The sequence below is a fragment of the Streptomyces uncialis genome, from assembly GCF_001905345.1.
Lineage (GTDB): Bacteria > Actinomycetota > Actinomycetes > Streptomycetales > Streptomycetaceae > Streptomyces > Streptomyces uncialis.
The window spans coordinates 578271-597314 of sequence record NZ_LFBV01000010.1 but is presented as its reverse complement, the minus strand read 5'-3'; the positions used below and the strand labels follow the sequence as shown (position 1 = coordinate 597314).

Annotated in this window: 15 protein-coding genes and 3 CRISPR repeat arrays; of the genes, 9 read left to right on the top strand and 6 right to left on the bottom strand. The window is 71.1% G+C overall.

Annotation, left to right across the window (positions count from 1 at the left end; translation table 11 throughout):
* Window positions 1-90 precede the first annotated feature (90 nt).
* A partial coding sequence (locus tag AB852_RS41120; protein WP_425444199.1) for a PucR family transcriptional regulator ligand-binding domain-containing protein occupies window positions 91-410 on the bottom strand: 320 nt, incomplete at its 3' end.
* 425 nt (window positions 411-835) lie between these two features.
* Between AB852_RS41120 and AB852_RS32745 the strand changes: the two genes are divergently transcribed.
* The 3 genes from AB852_RS32745 to AB852_RS32735 all read left to right on the top strand — a co-directional run bounded on the left by AB852_RS32745 (window position 836) and on the right by AB852_RS32735 (window position 5526).
* Window positions 836-2404, top strand: a complete 1569-nt coding sequence (locus AB852_RS32745; RefSeq protein ID WP_073793809.1) for a sodium:solute symporter family protein — start codon at window positions 836-838, stop codon at window positions 2402-2404.
* Window positions 2405-2643: 239 nt separating this feature from the next.
* Window positions 2644-3666 carry an agmatinase gene (speB, locus tag AB852_RS32740; RefSeq protein WP_245877000.1) on the top strand — a complete coding sequence of 341 codons (1023 nt, stop codon included), beginning with the start codon at window positions 2644-2646 and terminating at the stop codon, window positions 3664-3666.
* A gap of 174 nt (window positions 3667-3840) precedes the next feature.
* Complete coding sequence (locus tag AB852_RS32735) at window positions 3841-5526, top strand: thiamine pyrophosphate-binding protein (RefSeq protein ID WP_073793808.1); 1686 nt, start codon at window positions 3841-3843, stop codon at window positions 5524-5526.
* A 148-nt stretch (window positions 5527-5674) separates the two neighbouring features.
* Window positions 5675-6374: direct repeats of the CRISPR family, unit length 29 nt; unit sequence GGGACCACCCCCGCGCGTGCGGGGACTAC.
* 255 nt (window positions 6375-6629) lie between these two features.
* On the opposite strand, the gene AB852_RS32730 is transcribed toward AB852_RS32735, so the two are convergent.
* From AB852_RS32730 to AB852_RS32720, 3 genes are all read right to left on the bottom strand, one after another.
* Window positions 6630-7985 (bottom strand): FG-GAP and VCBS repeat-containing protein, encoded by a 1356-nt coding sequence (locus AB852_RS32730; RefSeq protein WP_073793807.1) that lies wholly within the window; start codon window positions 7983-7985, stop codon window positions 6630-6632.
* Window positions 7986-8256: 271 nt separating this feature from the next.
* Entirely contained in the window at window positions 8257-8814 is a 558-nt protein-coding gene (gene cyaB / locus AB852_RS32725; RefSeq protein ID WP_073793806.1) for a class IV adenylate cyclase, read from the bottom strand.
* Between the two features lie 14 nt (window positions 8815-8828).
* Window positions 8829-9680, bottom strand: a complete 852-nt coding sequence (locus AB852_RS32720) for a helix-turn-helix domain-containing protein (RefSeq protein WP_073793805.1) — start codon at window positions 9678-9680, stop codon at window positions 8829-8831.
* A 97-nt stretch (window positions 9681-9777) separates the two neighbouring features.
* Between AB852_RS32720 and AB852_RS32715 the strand changes: the two genes are divergently transcribed.
* Both AB852_RS32715 and AB852_RS32710 read left to right on the top strand, forming a co-directional pair.
* Window positions 9778-10188, top strand: coding sequence for a hypothetical protein (locus tag AB852_RS32715; RefSeq protein WP_073793804.1), 411 nt, complete (start codon window positions 9778-9780; stop codon window positions 10186-10188).
* A complete protein-coding gene (locus AB852_RS32710; RefSeq protein ID WP_143201316.1) occupies window positions 10185-10538 on the top strand; it encodes a hypothetical protein in 354 nt (117 codons plus the stop codon). Before AB852_RS32715 ends, AB852_RS32710 begins: the two co-directional genes overlap by 4 nt.
* A gap of 580 nt (window positions 10539-11118) precedes the next feature.
* A CRISPR array of direct repeats spans window positions 11119-11573; the repeat unit is 28 nt; unit sequence GGACCACCCCCGCACGTGCGGGGAACAC.
* Between the two features lie 570 nt (window positions 11574-12143).
* On the opposite strand, the gene AB852_RS32700 is transcribed toward AB852_RS32710, so the two are convergent.
* Window positions 12144-12536 (bottom strand): hypothetical protein, encoded by a 393-nt coding sequence (locus tag AB852_RS32700; protein ID WP_073793802.1) that lies wholly within the window; start codon window positions 12534-12536, stop codon window positions 12144-12146.
* 148 nt (window positions 12537-12684) lie between these two features.
* Here AB852_RS32700 and AB852_RS32695 point away from each other — a divergent pair, with 148 nt between their 5' ends.
* The 4 genes from AB852_RS32695 to AB852_RS32680 all read left to right on the top strand — a co-directional run bounded on the left by AB852_RS32695 (window position 12685) and on the right by AB852_RS32680 (window position 15297).
* Window positions 12685-13938, top strand: coding sequence for a helix-turn-helix domain-containing protein (locus AB852_RS32695; protein WP_073793801.1), 1254 nt, complete (start codon window positions 12685-12687; stop codon window positions 13936-13938).
* A 158-nt stretch (window positions 13939-14096) separates the two neighbouring features.
* The gene (locus AB852_RS32690; protein WP_073793800.1) at window positions 14097-14333 is read left to right on the top strand and encodes a hypothetical protein; all 237 of its coding nucleotides are present in this window, start codon (window positions 14097-14099) and stop codon (window positions 14331-14333) included.
* The gene (locus tag AB852_RS32685; protein WP_073793799.1) at window positions 14315-14677 is read left to right on the top strand and encodes a hypothetical protein; all 363 of its coding nucleotides are present in this window, start codon (window positions 14315-14317) and stop codon (window positions 14675-14677) included. Before AB852_RS32690 ends, AB852_RS32685 begins: the two co-directional genes overlap by 19 nt.
* Window positions 14678-15072: 395 nt before the next feature.
* A complete protein-coding gene (locus AB852_RS32680; RefSeq protein ID WP_073793798.1) occupies window positions 15073-15297 on the top strand; it encodes a hypothetical protein in 225 nt (74 codons plus the stop codon).
* Between the two features lie 86 nt (window positions 15298-15383).
* Window positions 15384-16388: a CRISPR direct-repeat array (repeat unit 28 nt; unit sequence GGACCACCCCCGCGTGTGCGGGGCCGAC).
* Window positions 16389-17350: 962 nt separating this feature from the next.
* Here AB852_RS32680 and AB852_RS32675 read toward each other — a convergent pair.
* Window positions 17351-18622: a right-handed parallel beta-helix repeat-containing protein gene (locus AB852_RS32675; protein ID WP_073793797.1), complete on the bottom strand. Its 1272-nt coding sequence runs from the start codon at window positions 18620-18622 to the stop codon at window positions 17351-17353.
* Window positions 18623-19044 lie beyond the last annotated feature (422 nt).

Below are 19044 nucleotides of genomic sequence, written 5' to 3'. Positions count from 1 at the left end.
CGTACCGGTCGCACGCCGCGATCAGCGCGTACGGGACGGTGTCGTGGACCGGGGCGAGCCCGAAGCCGACCGCCGCGCCGCCCGCCGCGNGCGTACGGGACGGTGTCGTGGACCGGGGCGAGCCCGAAGCCGACCGCCGCGCCGCCCGCCGCGACGACCCGGGACACATAGGCGTCCCAGTACGGCCCGCTCCGCGCCCCGTCCGTCGCCTCCGCCGTGTGCGCCCCGGCCGTGAGCAGCAGCTCGCCGCCCAGCAGATACGGGTACGGGTCGGACATCTCGGAGGTGTGCGCCCACAGGATCACGGTCGCCGCGTCCCGGGGCCCGGCGAGCTGCCGCAGCCCCAGATCGTCCCGCGCCAGCAGTGCGGTGAGCGGGACGGGCGGGGTGGGCGGGACGGCGGCGGGCACGGGGTCCGACGGGAGCGGGGGAGCCGGCGCAGTGGACTGGGTCGGCGGGGCTGGAGGGCGTGGGGTCGGCTCGTCGGGCGGCACGGGGTGGACGTTCCCTCCATCGAAGTCGCGAGAAGTGGATGAAACGTACACTTCAGCGTTGCTTTCCGGCCACCTATCGTCGTCCCTGCCGGTGACCGCGTCACGGCGGACAGCGTCCGGACGGCCCCTGGCCGGGGCGGACACCGTCCCTCGCGACGCGGTCACCGGCGGCCCGCCCGCGCACCCCCCGACCCGCCCCGCGACGTGCGAGCCCGACCCGACCGGACCCGACCCGCACCCCGCTCACCGCCGCACCCCGCCGCACCCCGCACCCGCTCACCGCCGCACCCCGCTCACCGTCCCCCCGCAGCACCGCCGCCGAGGCGCGAAGGAGGCCCCGTATGGCCGTCGACTACGCAGTGATCGCCGTCTATCTGGCAGGCATGCTGGCCATGGGCTGGTGGGGCATGCGCCGCGCCAAGTCCAAGAGCGATTTCCTGGTCGCGGGCCGCCGCCTCGGCCCCGTCATGTACTCCGGCACCATCGCCGCGATCGTCCTCGGCGGCGCCTCCACCATCGGCGGCGTGGGCCTCGGCTACCAGTACGGGCTCTCCGGCGCCTGGATGGTCCTCACCATCGGCCTCGGGCTGCTCGCCCTGTCGGTGTTCTTCTCGGCGCGGATCGCCCGGCTGAAGGTGTACACCGTCTCCGAGATGCTGGACCTGCGCTACGGCGGCCGGGCCGGGGTGATCTCCGGGGTCGTCATGTGGGCGTACACCCTGATGCTCGCGGTGACCTCGACCATCGCCTACGCCACCATCTTCGACGTCATGTTCGACCTGAACCGCACCCTCTCGATCATCCTCGGCGGTTCCATCGTCGTCGCGTACTCCACGCTCGGCGGGATGTGGTCGATCACGCTCACCGACATGGTCCAGTTCGTGGTGAAGACCGTCGGCATCCTGCTGCTGCTCCTGCCGATCGCGGTGATCAAGGCGGGCGGCTTCAGCGAGATGAAGGCCCAGCTGCCGACCGAGTACTTCGACCCGCTCGGCATCGGCGGCGAGACGATCTTCACCTATGTGCTGATCTACACCTTCGGCATGCTCATCGGGCAGGACATCTGGCAGCGCGTCTTCACCGCCCGCAGCGACACCACGGCCCGCTGGGGCGGGATGGCCGCCGGTACGTACTGCCTCGTCTACGCCGTCGCCGGAGCCGTCATCGGCACCGCCGCCAAGGTGCTGTACCCGAAGCTCGCCGCCGACGACGCCTTCGCCACCATCGTCAAGGAGGAGCTGCCGATGGGCGTGCGCGGGCTGGTGCTGGCCGCCGCGCTCGCCGCTGTGATGTCCACGTCGTCCGGTGCGCTGATCGCCTGCGCGACCGTCGCCAACAACGACATCTGGTCGCGGCTGCGCGGAGCGGTCGGCCGCCCCGCGCCCGGCCCGGACGGGTCCGCCCAAGGGGACGACGAGATCGACGAGGTCAAGGGGAACCGGCTGTTCATCCTCGTCATGGGCGTCGGCGTGATCGCGATAGCCATCGCGCTGAACGACGTCGTGCAGGCGCTGACCGTCGCCTACAACCTCCTCGTCGGCGGGCTGCTCGTACCCATCCTCGGCGGACTCCTGTGGAAGCGCGGCACCGCATCCGGAGCCCTCGCCGCCGTCGCCGTCGGCGGGACCGCCGTCATCGGCCTGATGTGGCACTACGGCATCCTCGCCAACGAACCCGTCATGTACGGACTGCTCGCCTCCCTCGCCGTCTACGTCACCGTCTCGCTGGCGACCCCGCCCACCGACCCGGAAACGCTGGCCGCCTGGCGGGAGCGCGTCGCGGGCCGCGCACCCGAGCCGGGCGCCGCACCCGAGCCGGGCGCCGCAGTGGTTCCCGGGCCCGCAGCGGTTCCCGGGCCCGCGGAGGGGCAGCGGTCCGCGGTGGGCCACACTGGAAGCACGAGCGGGTAGCACGAGCGACCGGCACCATCCGAGCGCCCGTCCCCGCAGGCCGGCGCACCGCACACCCCGGCACCAGGGGGCGGACCGGTACCCCGCCCGGGTACACCCGGCACGGCACCCGGTCCGCCCGCCGCCGCCCGGCGACAACTGAAGCCACAAGCACCCGGCGGGTGCCCGTACGCGAGGAAACCCCGGACGTACCCCGGCAGCCGCCGGCCCGCCAGAACCGCACCAGGAGGAGTCCGACGATGAGCACCACCGAGAACCCGGCCGAGGGCACCCCCGCCGCCGCAGGCACCCAGGGCACCCCGGCCGGCCCCGTCGGCCCCGTGGACTCCTCCCGCGTCCCCCGGTACGCGGGCCCCGCCACCTTCGCGCGGCTGCCCCGCCTCGACCAGGTGGGCACCACCGACGTGGCCGTCGTCGGCGTCCCCTTCGACACCGGGGTGTCCTACCGCCCCGGCGCCCGCTTCGGCGGCAACGCGATCCGTGAGGCGTCCCGGCTGCTGCGCCCGTACAACCCGGCGCAGGACGCGTCGCCCTTCGCCCTCGCACAGGTCGCGGACGCCGGTGACATCGCGGCCAACCCGTTCAACATCCACGAGGCCGTCGAGACCATCGAGGCCGCCGCGGACGACCTGCTCGGCAGCGGCGCCCGGATGATGACCCTCGGCGGCGACCACACCATCGCGCTGCCGCTGCTGCGCTCCGTCGCCAAGAAGCACGGCCCGGTAGCGCTGCTGCACTTCGACGCGCACCTCGACACCTGGGACACCTACTTCGGCGCCGAGTACACGCACGGCACCCCGTTCCGGCGGGCCGTCGAGGAGGGCATCCTGGACACCTCCGCCCTCTCCCACGTCGGCATCCGCGGCCCGCTGTACGGCAAGCAGGACCTCACCGACGACGAGAAGATGGGCTTCGGCATCGTCACCTCGGCGGACGTCTACCGCCGGGGCGCCGACGAGGTCGCGGACCAGCTGCGCCAGCGCATCGGGGACCGCCCGCTGTACATCTCCATCGACATCGACTGCCTCGACCCGGCCCACGCCCCCGGCACCGGCACCCCCGAGGCGGGCGGCATGACCTCCCGCGAGCTCCTGGAGATCCTGCGCGGCCTGGCCTCCTGCAACCTCGTCTCGGCCGACGTGGTCGAGGTCGCCCCGGCGTACGACCACGCCGAGATCACGGCGGTCGCCGCGTCCCACACGGCGTACGAGCTGACGACGATCATGGCGCGGCAGATCGCGGCGAGCCGCACGACGGGCTGACCCGTCGCATACCGGCCAGTCGCACACCGGCCAGTCCGCACCGGCCAGTCCGCACCGGCCTGTCGCACACCGGCCCGGCGTACCCGACACCGGGCCCGCACCAGGCGGCCCCTCCGCGAGGGGCCGCACCTCCACCCCCCTCACCCCCCACCCCACGACCAGGGAGCGGCTGAAGTGACGCACGACCACCACGGGCCCGAACTGCTGCCGACGGCCGCGCAGACCGAGGCGGCGCTGAACCCGCCGCCCGGACGCAACGGCGGCGACCTCGTCGTGGAGACGCTCCAGAGCCTCGGCGCGACCACCGTCTTCGGGCTGCCGGGCCAGCACGCGCTCGGCATGTTCGACGCGCTGCGCCGCAGCGACCTGCGGTACGTGGGCCTGCGCGTGGAGAACAACGCGGGCTTCGCGGCGGACGCCTACGGCCGGGTCACCGGCGAGGCGGCCCCGCTGCTGCTGTCGACGGGGCCGGGCGCGCTCACCTCGCTCGCCGCGCTCCAGGAGGCGGCGGCGGCGTCGGCGCCCGTGCTGGCGATCTCCAGCCAGATCCCGGTGGCGGGCCTCGGCGGCGGCCGGCACGGCTATCTGCACGAGCTGCGCGACCAGAAGGCCGCGTTCCGGGACGTGGTGAAGTCCGTCCACACGGTACGCACCGCGTCGCAGATCCCGTCGGCGATCGCGCGGGCGTGGCAGTCGGCGCTGACCGCGCCGCACGGTCCGGTGTGGGTGGAGATCCCGCAGGACGTCCTGCTGGCCGAGACGCCGATCCCCGTGGTGACGGGCCTCGACGCGACCCCGGACGAGGTGTTCCCGCGCCCCGAGCTGACGGCGGTGGCGGCCGATCTGCTGTCGCGCGCCGAACGCCCGGTGATCATCGCGGGCGGCGGGGTGGTCCGCTCGGACGCGTCCGGCAAGCTGCGGGCGCTGGCGGAGAAGCTGGACGCGCCGGTCGTGACGACGTTCGGCGGCAAGGGCGCGTTCCCCTGGGACCATGAACTGTCGCTCCAGTCCTGGCTGGAGGACCGTCACACCACGGACTTCCTGGAGGACGCGGACGTCCTGCTGGTCGTCGGCTCCGGCCTCGGCGAACTGTCGTCCAACTACCACACGTTCCGCCCCCGGGGCCGGGTCGTCCAGATCGAGGCCGACCTCGGCAAACTGGAGTCCAACCACCCCGCGCTGGGCATCCACGCGGACGCCCGCCTGGCGCTGGGCGCGCTGCTGGAGACGGTACGGGAGCGGGGCGACACCGGCGCGGCCGAGCGGGTACGGGGTGTCCTCGGCGCGGTACGGGAGCGGATCGCCGGACAGGAACTCGACCTGGAGCAGTCGCTGCTGACGACGATCCGCGCGGCGCTGCCCGACTCGTCACCGTCCTTCTGGGACATGACGATCCTGGCGTACTGGGCGTGGTCCGCGTTCGACGCGCGGCGGCCCAACACGATGCACTCCGCGCAGGGGGCCGGGGGCCTCGGTTACGGTTTCCCCGCCGCGCTGGGCGCGGCGGCGGCGGACCCGTCCCGCCCGGTCCTCGCGGTGTCCGGCGACGGCGGCGCGATGTACTCGATCGCCGAGCTGGCGACGGCCCGCCAGTACGACCTGAACGTCACGTGGCTGATCGTGGACGACGGCGGCTACGGCATCCTCCGCGAGTACATGACCGACACGTTCGGCGAGGCCACGGGCACGGAACTGTCCCGCCCGGACTTCGTCGCCCTCGCGGAGTCCTTCGGAGTCCCCGCGACCCTGGCGACCCCGGACACCCTGGGCGCCACCTTGACGAAGTCGTTCGCGGAGAGCGGCCCTTCGGTGGTGGTCCTCCCGGCGGTACTGAGGATGTTCGCGCCTACGCATTTGTAGGGGGCGGGGGTTGGGGGGTGGGGCGTTGTGGGTGCGGCTCCCCACGGCTCCCCACCCCATGGTGAACGTTCGCGGGGCGGTGCGCCTGGGGCTGTCCCTGTGGGTGCGGGGACCACGGTTTGCGGAGGTTGTTGAGCCACTGGCGGACTGGGACATCCCCGCGTGTGCGGGGACTACGTGATGCCGTCGGCGTGGTGACCGCAGTCGCCGGGACCACCCCCGCGCGTGCGGGGACTACCACACCCCTACCGCCCCGGGCTGCGAGATCATGGGACCACCCCCGCGCGTGCGGGGACTACTAGATGGACGTGCGTCGCCCTCGCTCCCAGAAGGGACCACCCCCGCGCGTGCGGGGACTACGTGTCCGGCAACAGCGGCCCCCAGCCACTCACAGGACCACCCCCGCGCGTGCGGGGACTACATGATGTCGATGCTCTTGAGCGTCGCCATCGGCGGACCACCCCCGCGCGTGCGGGGACTACCCGTAGATCCGGGCGCACTCGGCGGACGTGTACGGACCACCCCCGCGCGTGCGGGGACTACATCCACGATCACCTTGGAGAGATCACGTGGACGGGACCACCCCCGCGCGTGCGGGGACTACCCGCGCACGCGGGTGTCGACGCGCTTGTCCAGGGGACCACCCCCGCGCGTGCGGGGACTACACGAACGTACATCCCGTTCCGTCTTCGTGATCGGGACCACCCCCGCGCGTGCGGGGACTACCCACCGGCCGTCATCGGCCACTGCTGCCAGGGGGGACCACCCCCGCGCGTGCGGGGACTACTGGAAGCAGTTCGGGGTGGACCTCCGGAAGGAGGGACCACCCCCGCGCGTGCGGGGACTACACTTCCTGACCTGCGGGTTTCTCAGCGGATCGGCCCGTTTTCCTTTAGTCGCATCGCACCCCCGCGTTCGCCCTTGGCACCCCCTCCGTACAAGGCACGTACCCGAACACCCGATCCGTCCCGGGGGAAGGGTACAACCGGCCCTCGACCTGGTCCCGTCCGTTGCGAGTCGTAGTGGGCGCAACGAGTTAGGCCCCGCCCAGGGAGCGAGCGGGGCGGGGTGGAGCCACAGGTACGGGTCGGTGCGGGGCCCGGTCAGTGGAGGATGCCGGTGACCTCGTACGTGGCGATCCCCCTGATGCCGGAGGTCGTGACGCCCGTGCGGCTGCCGAGCAGGCGCAAGGAGCCCTGGTTGGCGGTGACATGCAGATCGGCGCGACTGTCGCCGTTGACGTCCCGGAGCCGCACCACTTTGCCGAACTCCTCGTTCTGGGTGACCGAGCCGGGCACTCCGGCCGTCGCGCGGCTGAAGTACTGGGAGTTCTTGCCGGACAGCCCCAGCTTGCTCCCGCGCAGGACGTGCACCGCGCCCGCGTCGGCGCGGCCGTTCAGCTTCTCGCCGCCGGCACCGATCGCGAGGTCCGGGTTCCCGTCCCCGTTCACGTCGCCCACCGCGACGGACGAGCCGAAGTGGTCACCCGCCTCGGGGGACCCGGCGACACCGGACGTGGCCTGCGTGATCCGCTTGTAGGAGCCCGCGCCCTTGCCCGTTCCGCTCCACAGGGTGACGTAGCCCTTCTCGCCGTTCGTGTCGGGCGTGCCGATGGCGATGTCGCCGTAGCCGTCCTTGTCGAAGTCCGTGACGACCCCCTCGCCCATGTCGTCCTGGACCACGTCGATCGGGATGGTCCGGCCCTGGACGAGTCCCGTGGCGCCGCCCCGGTAGAAGCGGGCGTGTCCGGTCAACCGGCTGTTCGCGGGTATGGAGCCGAGGATCACCAGGTCGGTGGCGCGGTCCTTGGTGACCTTGCCCGCGATCAGGTTGGCCGCGTAGTAGCGGCCGGTGTCGACGTGGACGGGACGTACGGCGATGGCGGCGCGGGAGTACGAGCCCTGGAAGACGAACGCGTCGGAGGACTCGACGGCGGCGAGTTCGGTGTCGCCGTCCCCGTCGAAGTCACCGGTGGCGAGGTCGCTGCCGAACAGGTTCCACGCCTGGTACCCGGCGGACGGTACGGAGGTGCCGCCGGAGAGGCCGGAGGGGGAGCCCCACAGGATGGTGACGGCACCGCGCTGGTCGCGGCCGCCGATGTCCTCGCCGGTGGCGGAGACGGCGAGGTCGCCGTACCCGTCGCGGTCGAAGTCGGCGGCGGTGCGGACCTCGCCGAACAGGTCGCCCGCCTCGTCGGCGCCGGGGACACCGGGGCTGTCCTGGTGGATGAGCTGGGACGCGCCCCCGATTCCTCGTGACGTACCGAAGACGACGCGGACCGTGCCGCCGGGGCTGCTGGTGGAGGCGGAGGCGTAGTCGCGGAACCCGTCACCGTTGAAGTCGTCGGGGAACGTGGCCTGCGGAGCCGCTCCAGCGGCACCCGCCGGAATGGCCAGCAGCCCGCCGCTGAGCGCGACGGCCGCGGCCGTCGCGAGGCTGAGACGAAGGGACTTGCGCATGGGGTGTGGACTCCCAGGTACGTAAGGCGCCGTCCGGTGCACACGGCGGTGGACGAGGAGGGGGGTGTACTGGGAGGACTGCCCAGGGCGCGTGAGGGTTGTACGCCTTGTACTGCCTTTGTTCGTAGGCTAGTTGGGGAGTGGCGGGTGGTCGCTCCCGCTATCCGGTGGGGCGGTCGAGGTGAAGGAGGAGCAGGTCGAACCGGGGGCCGCCGGGTGCGTTGCGGTACGGGCCCGCAGACGTAGCCGAGCCGCTGTGACGTTGAAGACGTCAGGTCGCACGCTGAGCACTGACGGCGTCCGTGTAGGTGTCCCGGGTCAGATCCTCTGGACCGATGTCCAGATCGCCGAGAACAGAGCGGATGTCGTCCAGGGCCGCCGATACGTCATGTTCCTCCACCAGCGTCTCGATCTCCAGGAACGTGCCGTCGACCTCGGGCACACGGACGAGAGTTGCGAGCATGTGACGTCCGCACGCCTCGAAGGCGTAGTTGCGGCACCGCTTTTCGAAGGCGATGACCAGTACATGGCCGAGTCCGCGCACGATGGCGTGGGCCGCCGCAGCGTCTTCGACCCGGGTCTCGTACTCGGGTTTTGAACCCGATGTCTCGTCAACGGAAGCGCCTTTGAAGGTTAGGAAGGTGTGGGCGCCGTGCGCGCCGTGCACGGTGCGCACCCGCAGTTCCTTGCCTGCACGGCTGAGTTCCCCATCGGGCTGGTCGTAGTAGCTGTCCTTGTACACCTCGACACGTGCGTCGGCTCGATCGTCGAGAGCTTGCGTCACCGCCTCGGGCGTGTGCACCCGCGCTTTGAGTTCGGCCTCGATCACTCTTTCTCCTTCTGTCAAACGGTGCGTTCAGCACCCTCGATGATGACTTCGAACGTGCGTCGGAAACCCCGGAACAAGGGGCCGTGCGGAGTCTCCACCACCTTGTACATCGCGGATTCGTGGCCTTCCCAGCCGCTATCGAAAACGCTGACGAACATCGTTGAATCGACGCGGATGACCCGCCAGGTGGGGAGCGTCTTGTACCGGTACACCTTGATGTCGCACACGCTCGCCAACTCCCGGAGCCGGGATTCTGCCAGCTTCACACCACCTGCCAGCGACTCGGTGGACTCACCGATCTCCGCAGCCCGTTGGACCAACGCGGTCGAGTCCGGGTCCAGAAGCAGAACGCGTACGCGCTTGCCCTCACTGCCGGGCTGCCGAGGCAGGCACGAGCGTAGGAGCGAGTCGTTCAGCCCGATCAGTCCGAGACCCCGAACCGCGAGGACATCCAATTCTGCCGCCTCGCGTGCCATCTGCTGGATCTCTTCGGCAGCGGAACGCTGTGCCGCGTAGACCCGAACCACTTCGGGGAACGCGGCCAGGTCGAAGGCCGGTCCACCTACGTGCTGCGCACGGCTGGCGGCAAGCCCCAGTAGATGTCGAGCGTCGCCGGGCATGCTCAGCCCATCAGCGATCCGCTCGTAGACGTCCAGTCTGCTGACTTCCCGGCGACCATTGATGATCTCGTTGACACGCCCCTGAGCCATGCCGACAGCGGTGGCGATGCGGCCTTGGCTGGCTCCGGAGTACCGCTGTACGTACCGGAAGACGGCTCCGATGTCTCGTTCCCTCAGCGCCTGACGCACGTCAGCTCGCTCCCACGCCCAGGTGGGCAGGCCCACTGGTCCAACGTCGATGGACACAGCGAGTCTCCTTCCCGATGGAGATTACTTTGGATCTCACGGTGAGATCACCGTTGAGGGATCGTACAACCACTGAGCGTGACACCAGTCTTGCCCCATGGACGAGACCGCCAGCTTGAGTCTGGCCTGTGCTGAAGAGCCATCCCTGCTGAGTGACCGCCTGACCGAGTGGGTCCGTGGCCGTGACATCGGTGAACGGGCGGCGGTAGCCGCGTTGATCGAGGAGGGTGACGTACTCGCGCGCGCGGATGTGCGGGACTTGCTGGTCGTGGAGAACGAGGCCGTCGTGTTCTGCGACTGGCCGCGGTTCGAGGCCCAGTACCGGTGTGTGCTGGTGCTGGACGAGGGTGAGGACGCGTTCCTGACGCTCGTCCTCGCGACGGCGTTCCCGAGGCTGGTGCCGCTCTGGAAGGTGGAGGTACTGGGGGACCGGCGGCTGGTGATCGTGCTACGGGCGCTGGCCCGGTTGGCGGGGTCGGATTCGGTCGCGGTGGGGTGCCGGTCGTGACGGTGATGATCTGCTGCCGTTGTGATCAGCCCATCAGGTCCGGTGAGTTGCACGAGCGGCTGTTCCGTGACTCGATGTCGGGGCCGGGGGTCACGATGCACCGCCACGAGCGGTGCGCCGACGAGCCGGGGGTGGTTCCTGCCCCGGATCAGGCGGGCGGTCCGCAGTCGTACCGCGCCGACGACTGGAGCGGCCTGCCGCCGATGTCCCCGGCCCACGCGTTGGCGTGGGGCAGGTTCCTCACCCACGTCGGTGCCTGCGGGCAGTGCAACGGCGACGACCCGTGGTCCTGCGAGGCCGGCCGTGTGCTGCGGAGGGTGTGGCGGACGGCGGCACGGGAGTCGTGGTGAGGCGGCCCGCGGTGCCGTGCGCGGCGTGCGTACGGGCCCGGGTGGTGGGCGTGCCCGGGAGTCGGCATGGCTGTCATGGGGTGACACGGTTGAAGCTGGGTCGTCGTCGGCAGCTGCGGTTGCGATGGTTCGCGCGTCGCTGTCCGTGTACGTGCGGGGGTGCTGGTCTCGCTTCGGGGCCCGGGTCGGCGCTGGGTGCGGGGACGGGGCGGTCGGGCCGAGGGTGATCGGGCGAGGGGCCCGGGTTCCTTGCGTTCCGTGCGGTCACGGTCTGCCTGGTGCGAGGGTGCGGTGGCCCCGGTTCGCAGGTACGGGGTGCTGGGTCCGTCCTGGCCGCCGCTCACGATCGGTGTCCGGCCGGTGGTCCTCCCGGTGCGGTGGGTGCTGCTCCGGCCGACGCGGGAAACATGAGTGTCCCCGTCGTCGTCCATCCGCCCAGTCCCATGGGCGCGCGACGGGTACGCGCGGGCGATTAGATCCTCGGCCTCGCCTACAGCCTCCGCGACCTAGGAGTACTTGCGTCGAGCGGGGTTGGACCTCGACCCTGCGGGGGTCGCCACGAGCACGATGATCCAGCAGAGGGCCACCCCCGCGGGTGCGGGGACCACTCCGATGTCTGGCGCTCCCCCGGCGGTGAGCACGGACCACCCCCGCGCGTGCGGGGACCACCAGGGGATGCGTCCGATGCTCCGGCGGAGTCAGGGACCACCCCCGCACGTGCGGGGAACACGCCTCAAGCATGCCCGCCATGCCCTTGGTGACAGGACCACCCCCGCACGTGCGGGGAACACAGGCCGCTGGACGCGTTCGCCGTGTTGTTGTAGGGACCACCCCCGCACGTGCGGGGAACACGCTGCCCCCGGCCGTAGCATCCCGTCAACCCGCGGACCACCCCCGCACGTGCGGGGAACACGGACCACCCGCTCCCGAAGCCGATGGCCGGCGGGGACCACCCCCGCACGTGCGGGGAACACCATCCGCCGCTCCGTCCGGACGCAGCCGCACAGGGACCACCCCCGCACGTGCGGGGAACACACTTCCTGACCTGCGGGTTTCTCAGCGGATCGGGCCGTTTTTCTTTAGTCGCATCGCACCCCTGCGTTCGCCTTTGGCGGTCCTCCGTGCAAGGCACCTGTACCCGTACACCTGATCCGTCCCGGGAAGGGTACAACCGGTGCAACCGGCACCCGGCCTGGTCCCGTCCGCTGTACGGCGCAGTGGGCGCGCCGAGTTCGGGCCTTGCTCCGGAGAGCGTGGGGAGCAGGGCGGTGGACGTGATCAGGTCGGCGTGCGGCAGGGAGCCGATGCCGTGGCCTTGCCAGTCCGGCTGGACCGCGAGTTCGCACAGCCCCATGAGCTGTTCGGTACGGGCACCTTCGGGGACCCGGTCCACCAGTTCCGGTCCGAACCAGTAGTCGGCCGAGCGGAGGAAGGCGTACCCGAACCTGACCGCCGTGCCGCCCGAGTGGGCGACGGCGAGTGCGAACCCGGGGTGCTTCAGATGCCCGGTGACCTGACGGCGCAGAGCGTCCACCGACAGCCCGGCCGCCTCGGCGCCGGGATCACCGCCGAACTCGGGGTGACTTTCCGCCCAGATCCCTGCGATCACGTCGAGAAGGGGCGGGAACGGCGTACGAGCAGTTGGGTCCGGTCTTCGCTTCGGTGACTCATCAGCTCGTCGTGCATCACCTGGGAGATGCCACGCCCCCGATTGCCGGTGCGGAGCATGTTCTCGCAAAGGGTGAAGGTCGTGCCGTCGCGTGCCGTGAAGCCGTAGGTGAACCCCGCGTGTTCGCCGCTCACCTTCGCGATGACGCAGCCCCAGCCGGGAGCGGACGTATGGCCCTCAAGCCGTTCTTCGAAGCGCTCCAGCGAGAAGAACGGGTCGGTGGCGATGTCCTGCGCGTACACCTCGGAGTACACGTCGAGGATGACGTTCCGGATCTCCGGCAGGCGGTCGACTGTGAAGTACTCGGTGGTCAGCAGGTCTACCGGCATACAGCCATCGCCTCGTATCGCTCGGAGAGTTCCACAAGTCTCGTACAGCCTTCGACGGCAAGGTAGTTCGTGAAGGTGGCTCGTGGGCCGTGGAGCGGCACACGCCCTTACGCTGGCAGCGACGAACTGTACAGAGAGGGGTCATACCGTGTCCTTCGACGTTCCCCGCCCGGACCCGTACGCGGACCCGGTCGCGTTCGGGCAGAGACTCCGCATCCTGCGTACCAGGCGTGGACTGACCCGCGAACATCTCGGTGGTCTCGTCGGGTATTCGGCGCAGTGGGTCAAGGACCTGGAGACCGGCCGTCGTAAGGTGCCGCGTCTTTCGGTGATGCTGCGGCTCGCCGAGGTGCTGCGGGTGGCGAACCTCGCGGATCTCATGGGGGAGCGGTGCGCGGGCGTGGACCTCTTCACCGGACCTGGTCATGCGCGGCTCGGTGAGGTCAAGGCGGCGGTGGACGCCTTTCCGCTGGTGACCCGGCGCGAGGCGCCGCCGGTCGCGCACCTCGCCGCACGGGTGGCCCGTGCGTGGGCCGCGAGGCACTCATCGCCCCATCACCGCGACGTGATCGGCGCGTTGCTACCGGAGCTCTTGCGTGACGCGCAGCTCTCCGTACGGCAGTCCGACCGGGCGGCGGAACGGCGCGCGGCCCAGGCCGTGCTCGCCGAGGTCTACTCGCTCGCGCAGTTCTTCATCGCGTACCAGCCGGACACGGCACTGTTATGGCGGGTGGTCGAGCGCGGGCTGATCGCCGCGCAGGAGTCCGAGGACCCGCACGTCATCGGTGTCGCCGCGTGGCTGGCCGCGCAGGCCCACCGCGACCTGGGACCTGCCCACTTCGACGCCGCCGACGCCGTGAACCTGGAGACGCTCGCCTACCTCGAACCGTTCCTGCCCGACGCTTCGCCCGACGTGCTCGCCATCGCGGGCGCGCTCACCTTCGAGGCCGGGTACACCGCTGCCCGGCGCGGCGAGACGGGCACCGCCTGGCGCTACTGGGACCAGGCACGGCCCATGGCCGAACGGCTGCCGGCCGACTACTACCACCCGGTGACGAGCTTCTCCCGTACGGTCATGGGCGCCCACGCCGTCACGATCGCGGTCGAACTCCGTTCGGGCGGCGAGTCGGTGCGCCAGGCTGCCGCGGCGGACCTCCTGGAGATCCCGTCACGGCCGCGCCGCGCCCGCCACCGTATCGAGGAAGCGCGCGGCTATCAGCTGGACGGCCAGCCCGACGTGGCGTTGGCGACGCTGGAGAAGGCCCACCGGAGCGCGCCCGAGACGATCAAGTACAACGGCTATGCCAAGCGGATCGTGCTGGAGGAGACCGCGTCGAAGGTCCCGGCGCGCCGCCGACGCGCGTCGGCGTTGGCGGTGACCCTCGGCATGCTGGCCGCCTAGACAAAGGGGTGCACTTCGCACCCCTGATGCCTCGCGGCCACTTCTACGGTGCCTTCACCGACCGTGGAGAGGGACTGCGATGAACGCGCGCGAAACACAGACATGGGATCTCGACGGGGGGCCACCCCTCTTGTCCGACCGGCTCATCGAGTGGGTCCGTGACCGCGATATCGGGGGAGCGGGCCGCTGTCGCCGCGTTGATCGAGGAGGGCGACGTTCTCGCGCGTGGGGACGTCCGGGATCTGCTGGTCGTGGAGAACGAGGCGTTCCCGAGGCTGGTGCCGCTCTGGAAGGTGGAAGTACTGGGGGACCGGCGGCTCGGGATCGTGCTGCGGGCGCTGGCCCGGTTGGCGGGGGCGGATTCGGTCGCGGTGGGGTGCCGGTCGCGACGGTGATGATCTGCTGCCGTTGTGATCAGTCCATCGGGTCCGGCGAGCTGCACCAGCGGCTGTTCCGTGACTCGATGTCCGGGCCGGGGATCACGATGCACCGCCACGAGCGGTGTGCCGACGAGCCACGGACGGTCCCCGTACGAGGTCAGGCGGGCGGTCCGCAGTGGTACGGGGCCGGGGACTGGAGCGGCCTGCCGCCGATGTCCCCGGCCCACGCGTTGGCGTGGGGCAGGTTCCTCACCCACGTCGGTGCCTGCGGGCAGTGCAACGGCGCCGATCCCTGGTCCTGCGAGGCCGGCCGCGTGCTGCGGAGGACGTGGCGGACGGCGGCACGGGAGTCGTGGTGAGGCGGCCCACGGTCCCGTGCGCGGCGTGCGTACGGGCCCGGGTGGTGGGCTTGGCGGGCGATGACCACGGCTGCCATGGGGTGACACGACTGAAGCTGGGCCGCCGAGGACTGCGGTTGCGGTGGTTCGCGCGTCGGTGTCCCTGTGCGTGCGGGGTTGGGGGTGGTGGGGTCCGGCGTGCGTCGCGTTCTGGGGCGAGGGGCACGGTTCCCGTGTGAGCCGCCGCAGGGTGGGGCGCCGTTACGCGCTGTGGCCGTCCGCGTGAATCGGGTGGTGCTGCGTATCGGGGCGCGGTGCGGGGACCTGGTGTCGTGCCTGTCCCGGCCGGTGACGTTCGGTGTCGGGTCGGTGGTCCCCGGGGTGCGGTGGACGTGGGCGCGGCGGAGGCTGGAGACATGGCCGTCCCCGTCGTCGTCCACCCGCCGAGCCCCACCGGCGGGCGACGAGTACGCGCGGGCGACCAGATCCTCGGCCTCGCGTACAACCTCCGCGACCTCTCGGAGTTCCTGCGGCGCGCGGGGTTGGACCTGGACCCGGCGGAGGTAGCGACGAGCACGATGATCGAGTGGCGGGGCGGGGGGCCTGATGTCTGGAGCCCCCAGGAGCTGGGTTCTGCTTGAGTTCCGAACGATCTCGGCTGGGGTTGGGGAGTCCCCGCGTGTGCGGGGACGACGGAACATCCAGTGGTGATGCCCGCGATCATGCAGGACCACCCCCGCGCGTGCGGGGACGACGCCTCGATGGCGCGGGCCCGGATCCGGGAGGAGGGACCACCCCCGCGCGTGCGGGGACGACTCCGGCAGGGCCGGCGCCCATGGACCAGGAGAGGGACCACCCCCGCGTGTGCGGGGCCGACGGCGGGGCAGGAACGGTGCCCACCTGACCTGCCGGACCACCCCCGCGTGTGCGGGGCCGACGACGACGCGGCCGCCCCGGCCGAGCTCGCCGGGGAACCACCCCCGCGTGTGCGGGGCCGACAGTTCCGGGCGGGCCGGCCCCGCCGCCGTCCAGGGACCACCCCCGCGTGTGCGGGGCCGACAGCCCGGTGAGATCCATGCTCTGATCCTGGCCGGGACCACCCCCGCGTGTGCGGGGCCGACGGCGGGTCGCCACCCTCACCCCCCAGGGGCGGGGGACCACCCCCGCGTGTGCGGGGCCGACCAGCACAGCACCACGCGCGCCGAATCGTCAGGGGGACCACCCCCGCGTGTGCGGGGCCGACGGAACCGTCCTCCCGGCTCAGCTGGCGGCCCAAGGACCACCCCCGCGTGTGCGGGGCCGACTCCACCGCCGTACGCACCATGTCGGAAGCCCTGGGACCACCCCCGCGTGTGCGGGGCCGACCCCTGTTCGACTCGCTTGAACGTCGTCGACAGCGGACCACCCCCGCGTGTGCGGGGCCGACCGTCGTGTTCGCCACGTACACGTAGCAGTCCCGGGACCACCCCCGCGTGTGCGGGGCCGACCGGACCGGGCTGACGTGGCAGCAGGTATGGGAAGGACCACCCCCGCGTGTGCGGGGCCGACAGCCACCGGACGTGGTCGATCTCCTCCGTCGCCGGACCACCCCCGCGTGTGCGGGGCCGACTTGGCCGGGGCCTCGAACGGCTCCTGCGTGAACTGGACCACCCCCGCGTGTGCGGGGCCGACCTTAGACGCGTCCTTGCCCTTGGCCGGAGCCGCGGACCACCCCCGCGTGTGCGGGGCCGACACTTCCTGACCTGGGGGTCTTTCAGCGGATCGGGCCGTTTTCCTTTAGTCGCATCGCGTCCTCCACCGTCTCCTCCCGTACCCCCGTACGGGAGCCCCGTACCGCTGCGTCCGGTCGGCTTCCGCGAAGGGTACAGCCCAGGGCCGGGCTCCAACCGGGCTGGCGAAGGGCATCAGTTGGTACCGGCTGCTCCAGCGCGGCGGGCCGGACCGGGCAGCCTGGCACCGAGGCCCGAGGCCCGCGCGCCCCACCCCGTACCCCTCGGTTCGCGTCAGAGCAGCCTCGTGCGGGTCGATCGAGGTGCCGGGGTCGATCTCTGGCCTCGGGTGGGGCGGTAGGAGCGGGAGACCCGTCTCGGGCCGTCCAGGCCCGCTGCCCGTCGGGCCCAGCGGGCGAGTACCTCCGCCGGTACCCCCGCGGCGTCCACGGCCGTCGACGCCTCCTCCCGGCAGTCCGGTTCGGAGCAGTCCACCGGGCTGGCCGGAGTCCCCGTGCAGTCCGGTCGGGTCGATCCTTCCGGGGGCAGGTACAGGGCCGCACACCCCAGACACACGAACCACGTACGCACGACGCCTCCTACGGCTGGCCGGACCCGCCACACCGGCCGCACGGGCCGGTCCATCTGCGGACGACCGGCCGTTGGGCGCCGCTCTCGTCCGTCTCGACTGTGTGCTGTTCGTGCTCGGTCACGCGATCCCCGCCACAGCCCGCGCATGACTCATCACTCATAGGTACAGGATGGCGGAAGCCGGACAGATGCGTCGGGCTACGGCGAATCATCACCCTGCCTCGGCGGCATCCGCCGGGACCGACCCCGCGCATGGGGGACGGTCCAGGAGGCCTGCCCGGAGCGTGGTCCGGTTTCCGTCAGCCCGGGCTCACGTCCCCCCGCCGAGCCGTGACCCGCGACCCGTGGCCGTTCGGTCGGTGAAGGGCGCGTCGCGTGTGCGTCGGGGCGGGGCTCAGGGGGTGCAGGTGACTCCCGTGCACTGGGCGGCTTCGCTGTTGCCGCCCGCGCGGTTGCCTCCGCCGTCCACGTTGCCCATGTCGGTGATGATGCCCCAACCGCCGTTGTCGCGTGCGGTGTTGTCCTGGAGGGTGTGGACGGTCTTCGGGACGGCGATGCCGTCGCCGTTGTTGGCGTTGGTGGTGTTGCCGGTCAGCCGGTTGCCCTGCCCGGTCGGCGCCTCTCCGTCGACGTGGATGCCCCGGGAGCCGTTTCGGTTGGCCTCGTTGAGGTCCAGTCGGTTGCCGGACGACTGGGTCAGGCTGATGCCGTCGCCCGTGGTGTCGTTCGCGGTGTTGGAGCGGACCAGGTTGTTGTCGGACCCGCTCAACTCGATGCCGCCGGTGTTCCGGCTGACATCGTTGCCGGTGACCGTGGTGCCGTGGGACGACTGGAGGACGATGCCGCTGTCGCCGCCGCCCTGGAGGGTGTTGGACAGGAGACGGTTGCCGGTGGAGTCGGAGACGATCAGCGCGGCGTCCGAGTTCTGGGTGGTCGAGTTGCCCTGGACGAGGTTGTCGTTCGAGCCGAGCCGCAGGGTGATCGCGGCGTCGCTGCTGTTGCCGACGGTGTTGGTCAGCAGGGTGTTGCCGCCGGCGCCCTCCAGGATCAGACCCGCGTCCCCGCTGCCGGTGATCCGATTGCCTTCCAGACGGTTGTCGGCCGAGTTCTGGACGAAGACACCCTCGCCCTGATTGTCGCTGACCGTGTTGTCGGTGATCGTATTGCCGCTCGATCCGCCGATGATCGCGATTCCTCTTTTGCTCTGCCGGTCGATGAGATTGCCGCGTACGCGGTTGTTGTTGTCGGCGTTGTCGAGTTCGACTCCGGTGAATTCGTTGTTCTGGAGGGTCAGGGATTCGACGGTGTTCCCTGAGGTGCCAGGGGCGAGTCTTATGCCGTGGTCGAATTCCTGCACACGGGCGGGGGTGCCGGTGTTGGTGAGGGTGACGTTGTCGTACCCGTTGTTACGGATACCGGCGCCCAGACCGACGCCGTCCAGGGTGTGTCCGGCGAGGTCGATGGTGATGCCGCCGCTGCCGACGACCAGGCCGTCTCCGGGGCAGTTGAGCAGGTCGGAGTCCAGGACGAAGCTGGTCGTGACCGACTGACCGCAGGTGAGCGACGCGGCGTGCGCCACCGACGCGGGCATCAGCACGCCGATGAGCGCGATGGCCCCTATCGCCGCGAACCAGCCTGAGGACGGATTCCTGGGAAGACGGATCATTCCGGTACTCCTTCTGCCGTGGCGTTTCGGGTCGGCCTCACGGGCCACGCCCAGGGCGCGCTTGGGCCTCGCGCGGACCGTTCAGGCCGTGAACAGGACGGACCGGGTCCGCCTTTCTTTCAGCGTCAGACGAAAGCGTGCCGATGGCAATGAAGCGGCAAAGAATGTCCTGCGGCGGGCGCTCGTTGACCGGAACGGCAATTAGTCATAACGGATGTATTTCCGCGCCCGTTTCGGCGAACGGTTCCCGTCGAGATCGCAGGGGTGGAATGCGTTGGGGGGACGGGATTTATTGCTGGGGCGGGATGTCCATCGCGGTACCGGTGGGCTTGAAGGGCCTCCGCACACCCCCTCCGCGCCCGCACCCCGCACGGCCCGTGCACCCCGCGCGCTCGCCCCGCACCTCGCCCGACCCCGCACCC

Bases quoted from the DNA above. Each gene is read 5' to 3' on its own strand.
- AB852_RS32745 (WP_073793809.1), top strand. From the start codon at position 836: ATGGCCGTCGACTACGCAGTGATCGCCGTCTATCTGGCAGGCATGCTG.
- speB (WP_245877000.1), top strand. From the start codon at position 2,644: ATGAGCACCACCGAGAACCCGGCCGAGGGCACCCCCGCCGCCGCAGGC.
- AB852_RS32730 (WP_073793807.1), bottom strand. From the start codon at position 7,985: ATGCGCAAGTCCCTTCGTCTCAGCCTCGCGACGGCCGCGGCCGTCGCG.
- AB852_RS32715 (WP_073793804.1), top strand. From the start codon at position 9,778: ATGGACGAGACCGCCAGCTTGAGTCTGGCCTGTGCTGAAGAGCCATCC.
- AB852_RS32700 (WP_073793802.1), bottom strand. From the start codon at position 12,536: ATGCCGGTAGACCTGCTGACCACCGAGTACTTCACAGTCGACCGCCTG.
- AB852_RS32680 (WP_073793798.1), top strand. From the start codon at position 15,073: ATGGCCGTCCCCGTCGTCGTCCACCCGCCGAGCCCCACCGGCGGGCGA.
- AB852_RS32675 (WP_073793797.1), bottom strand. From the start codon at position 18,622: ATGATCCGTCTTCCCAGGAATCCGTCCTCAGGCTGGTTCGCGGCGATA.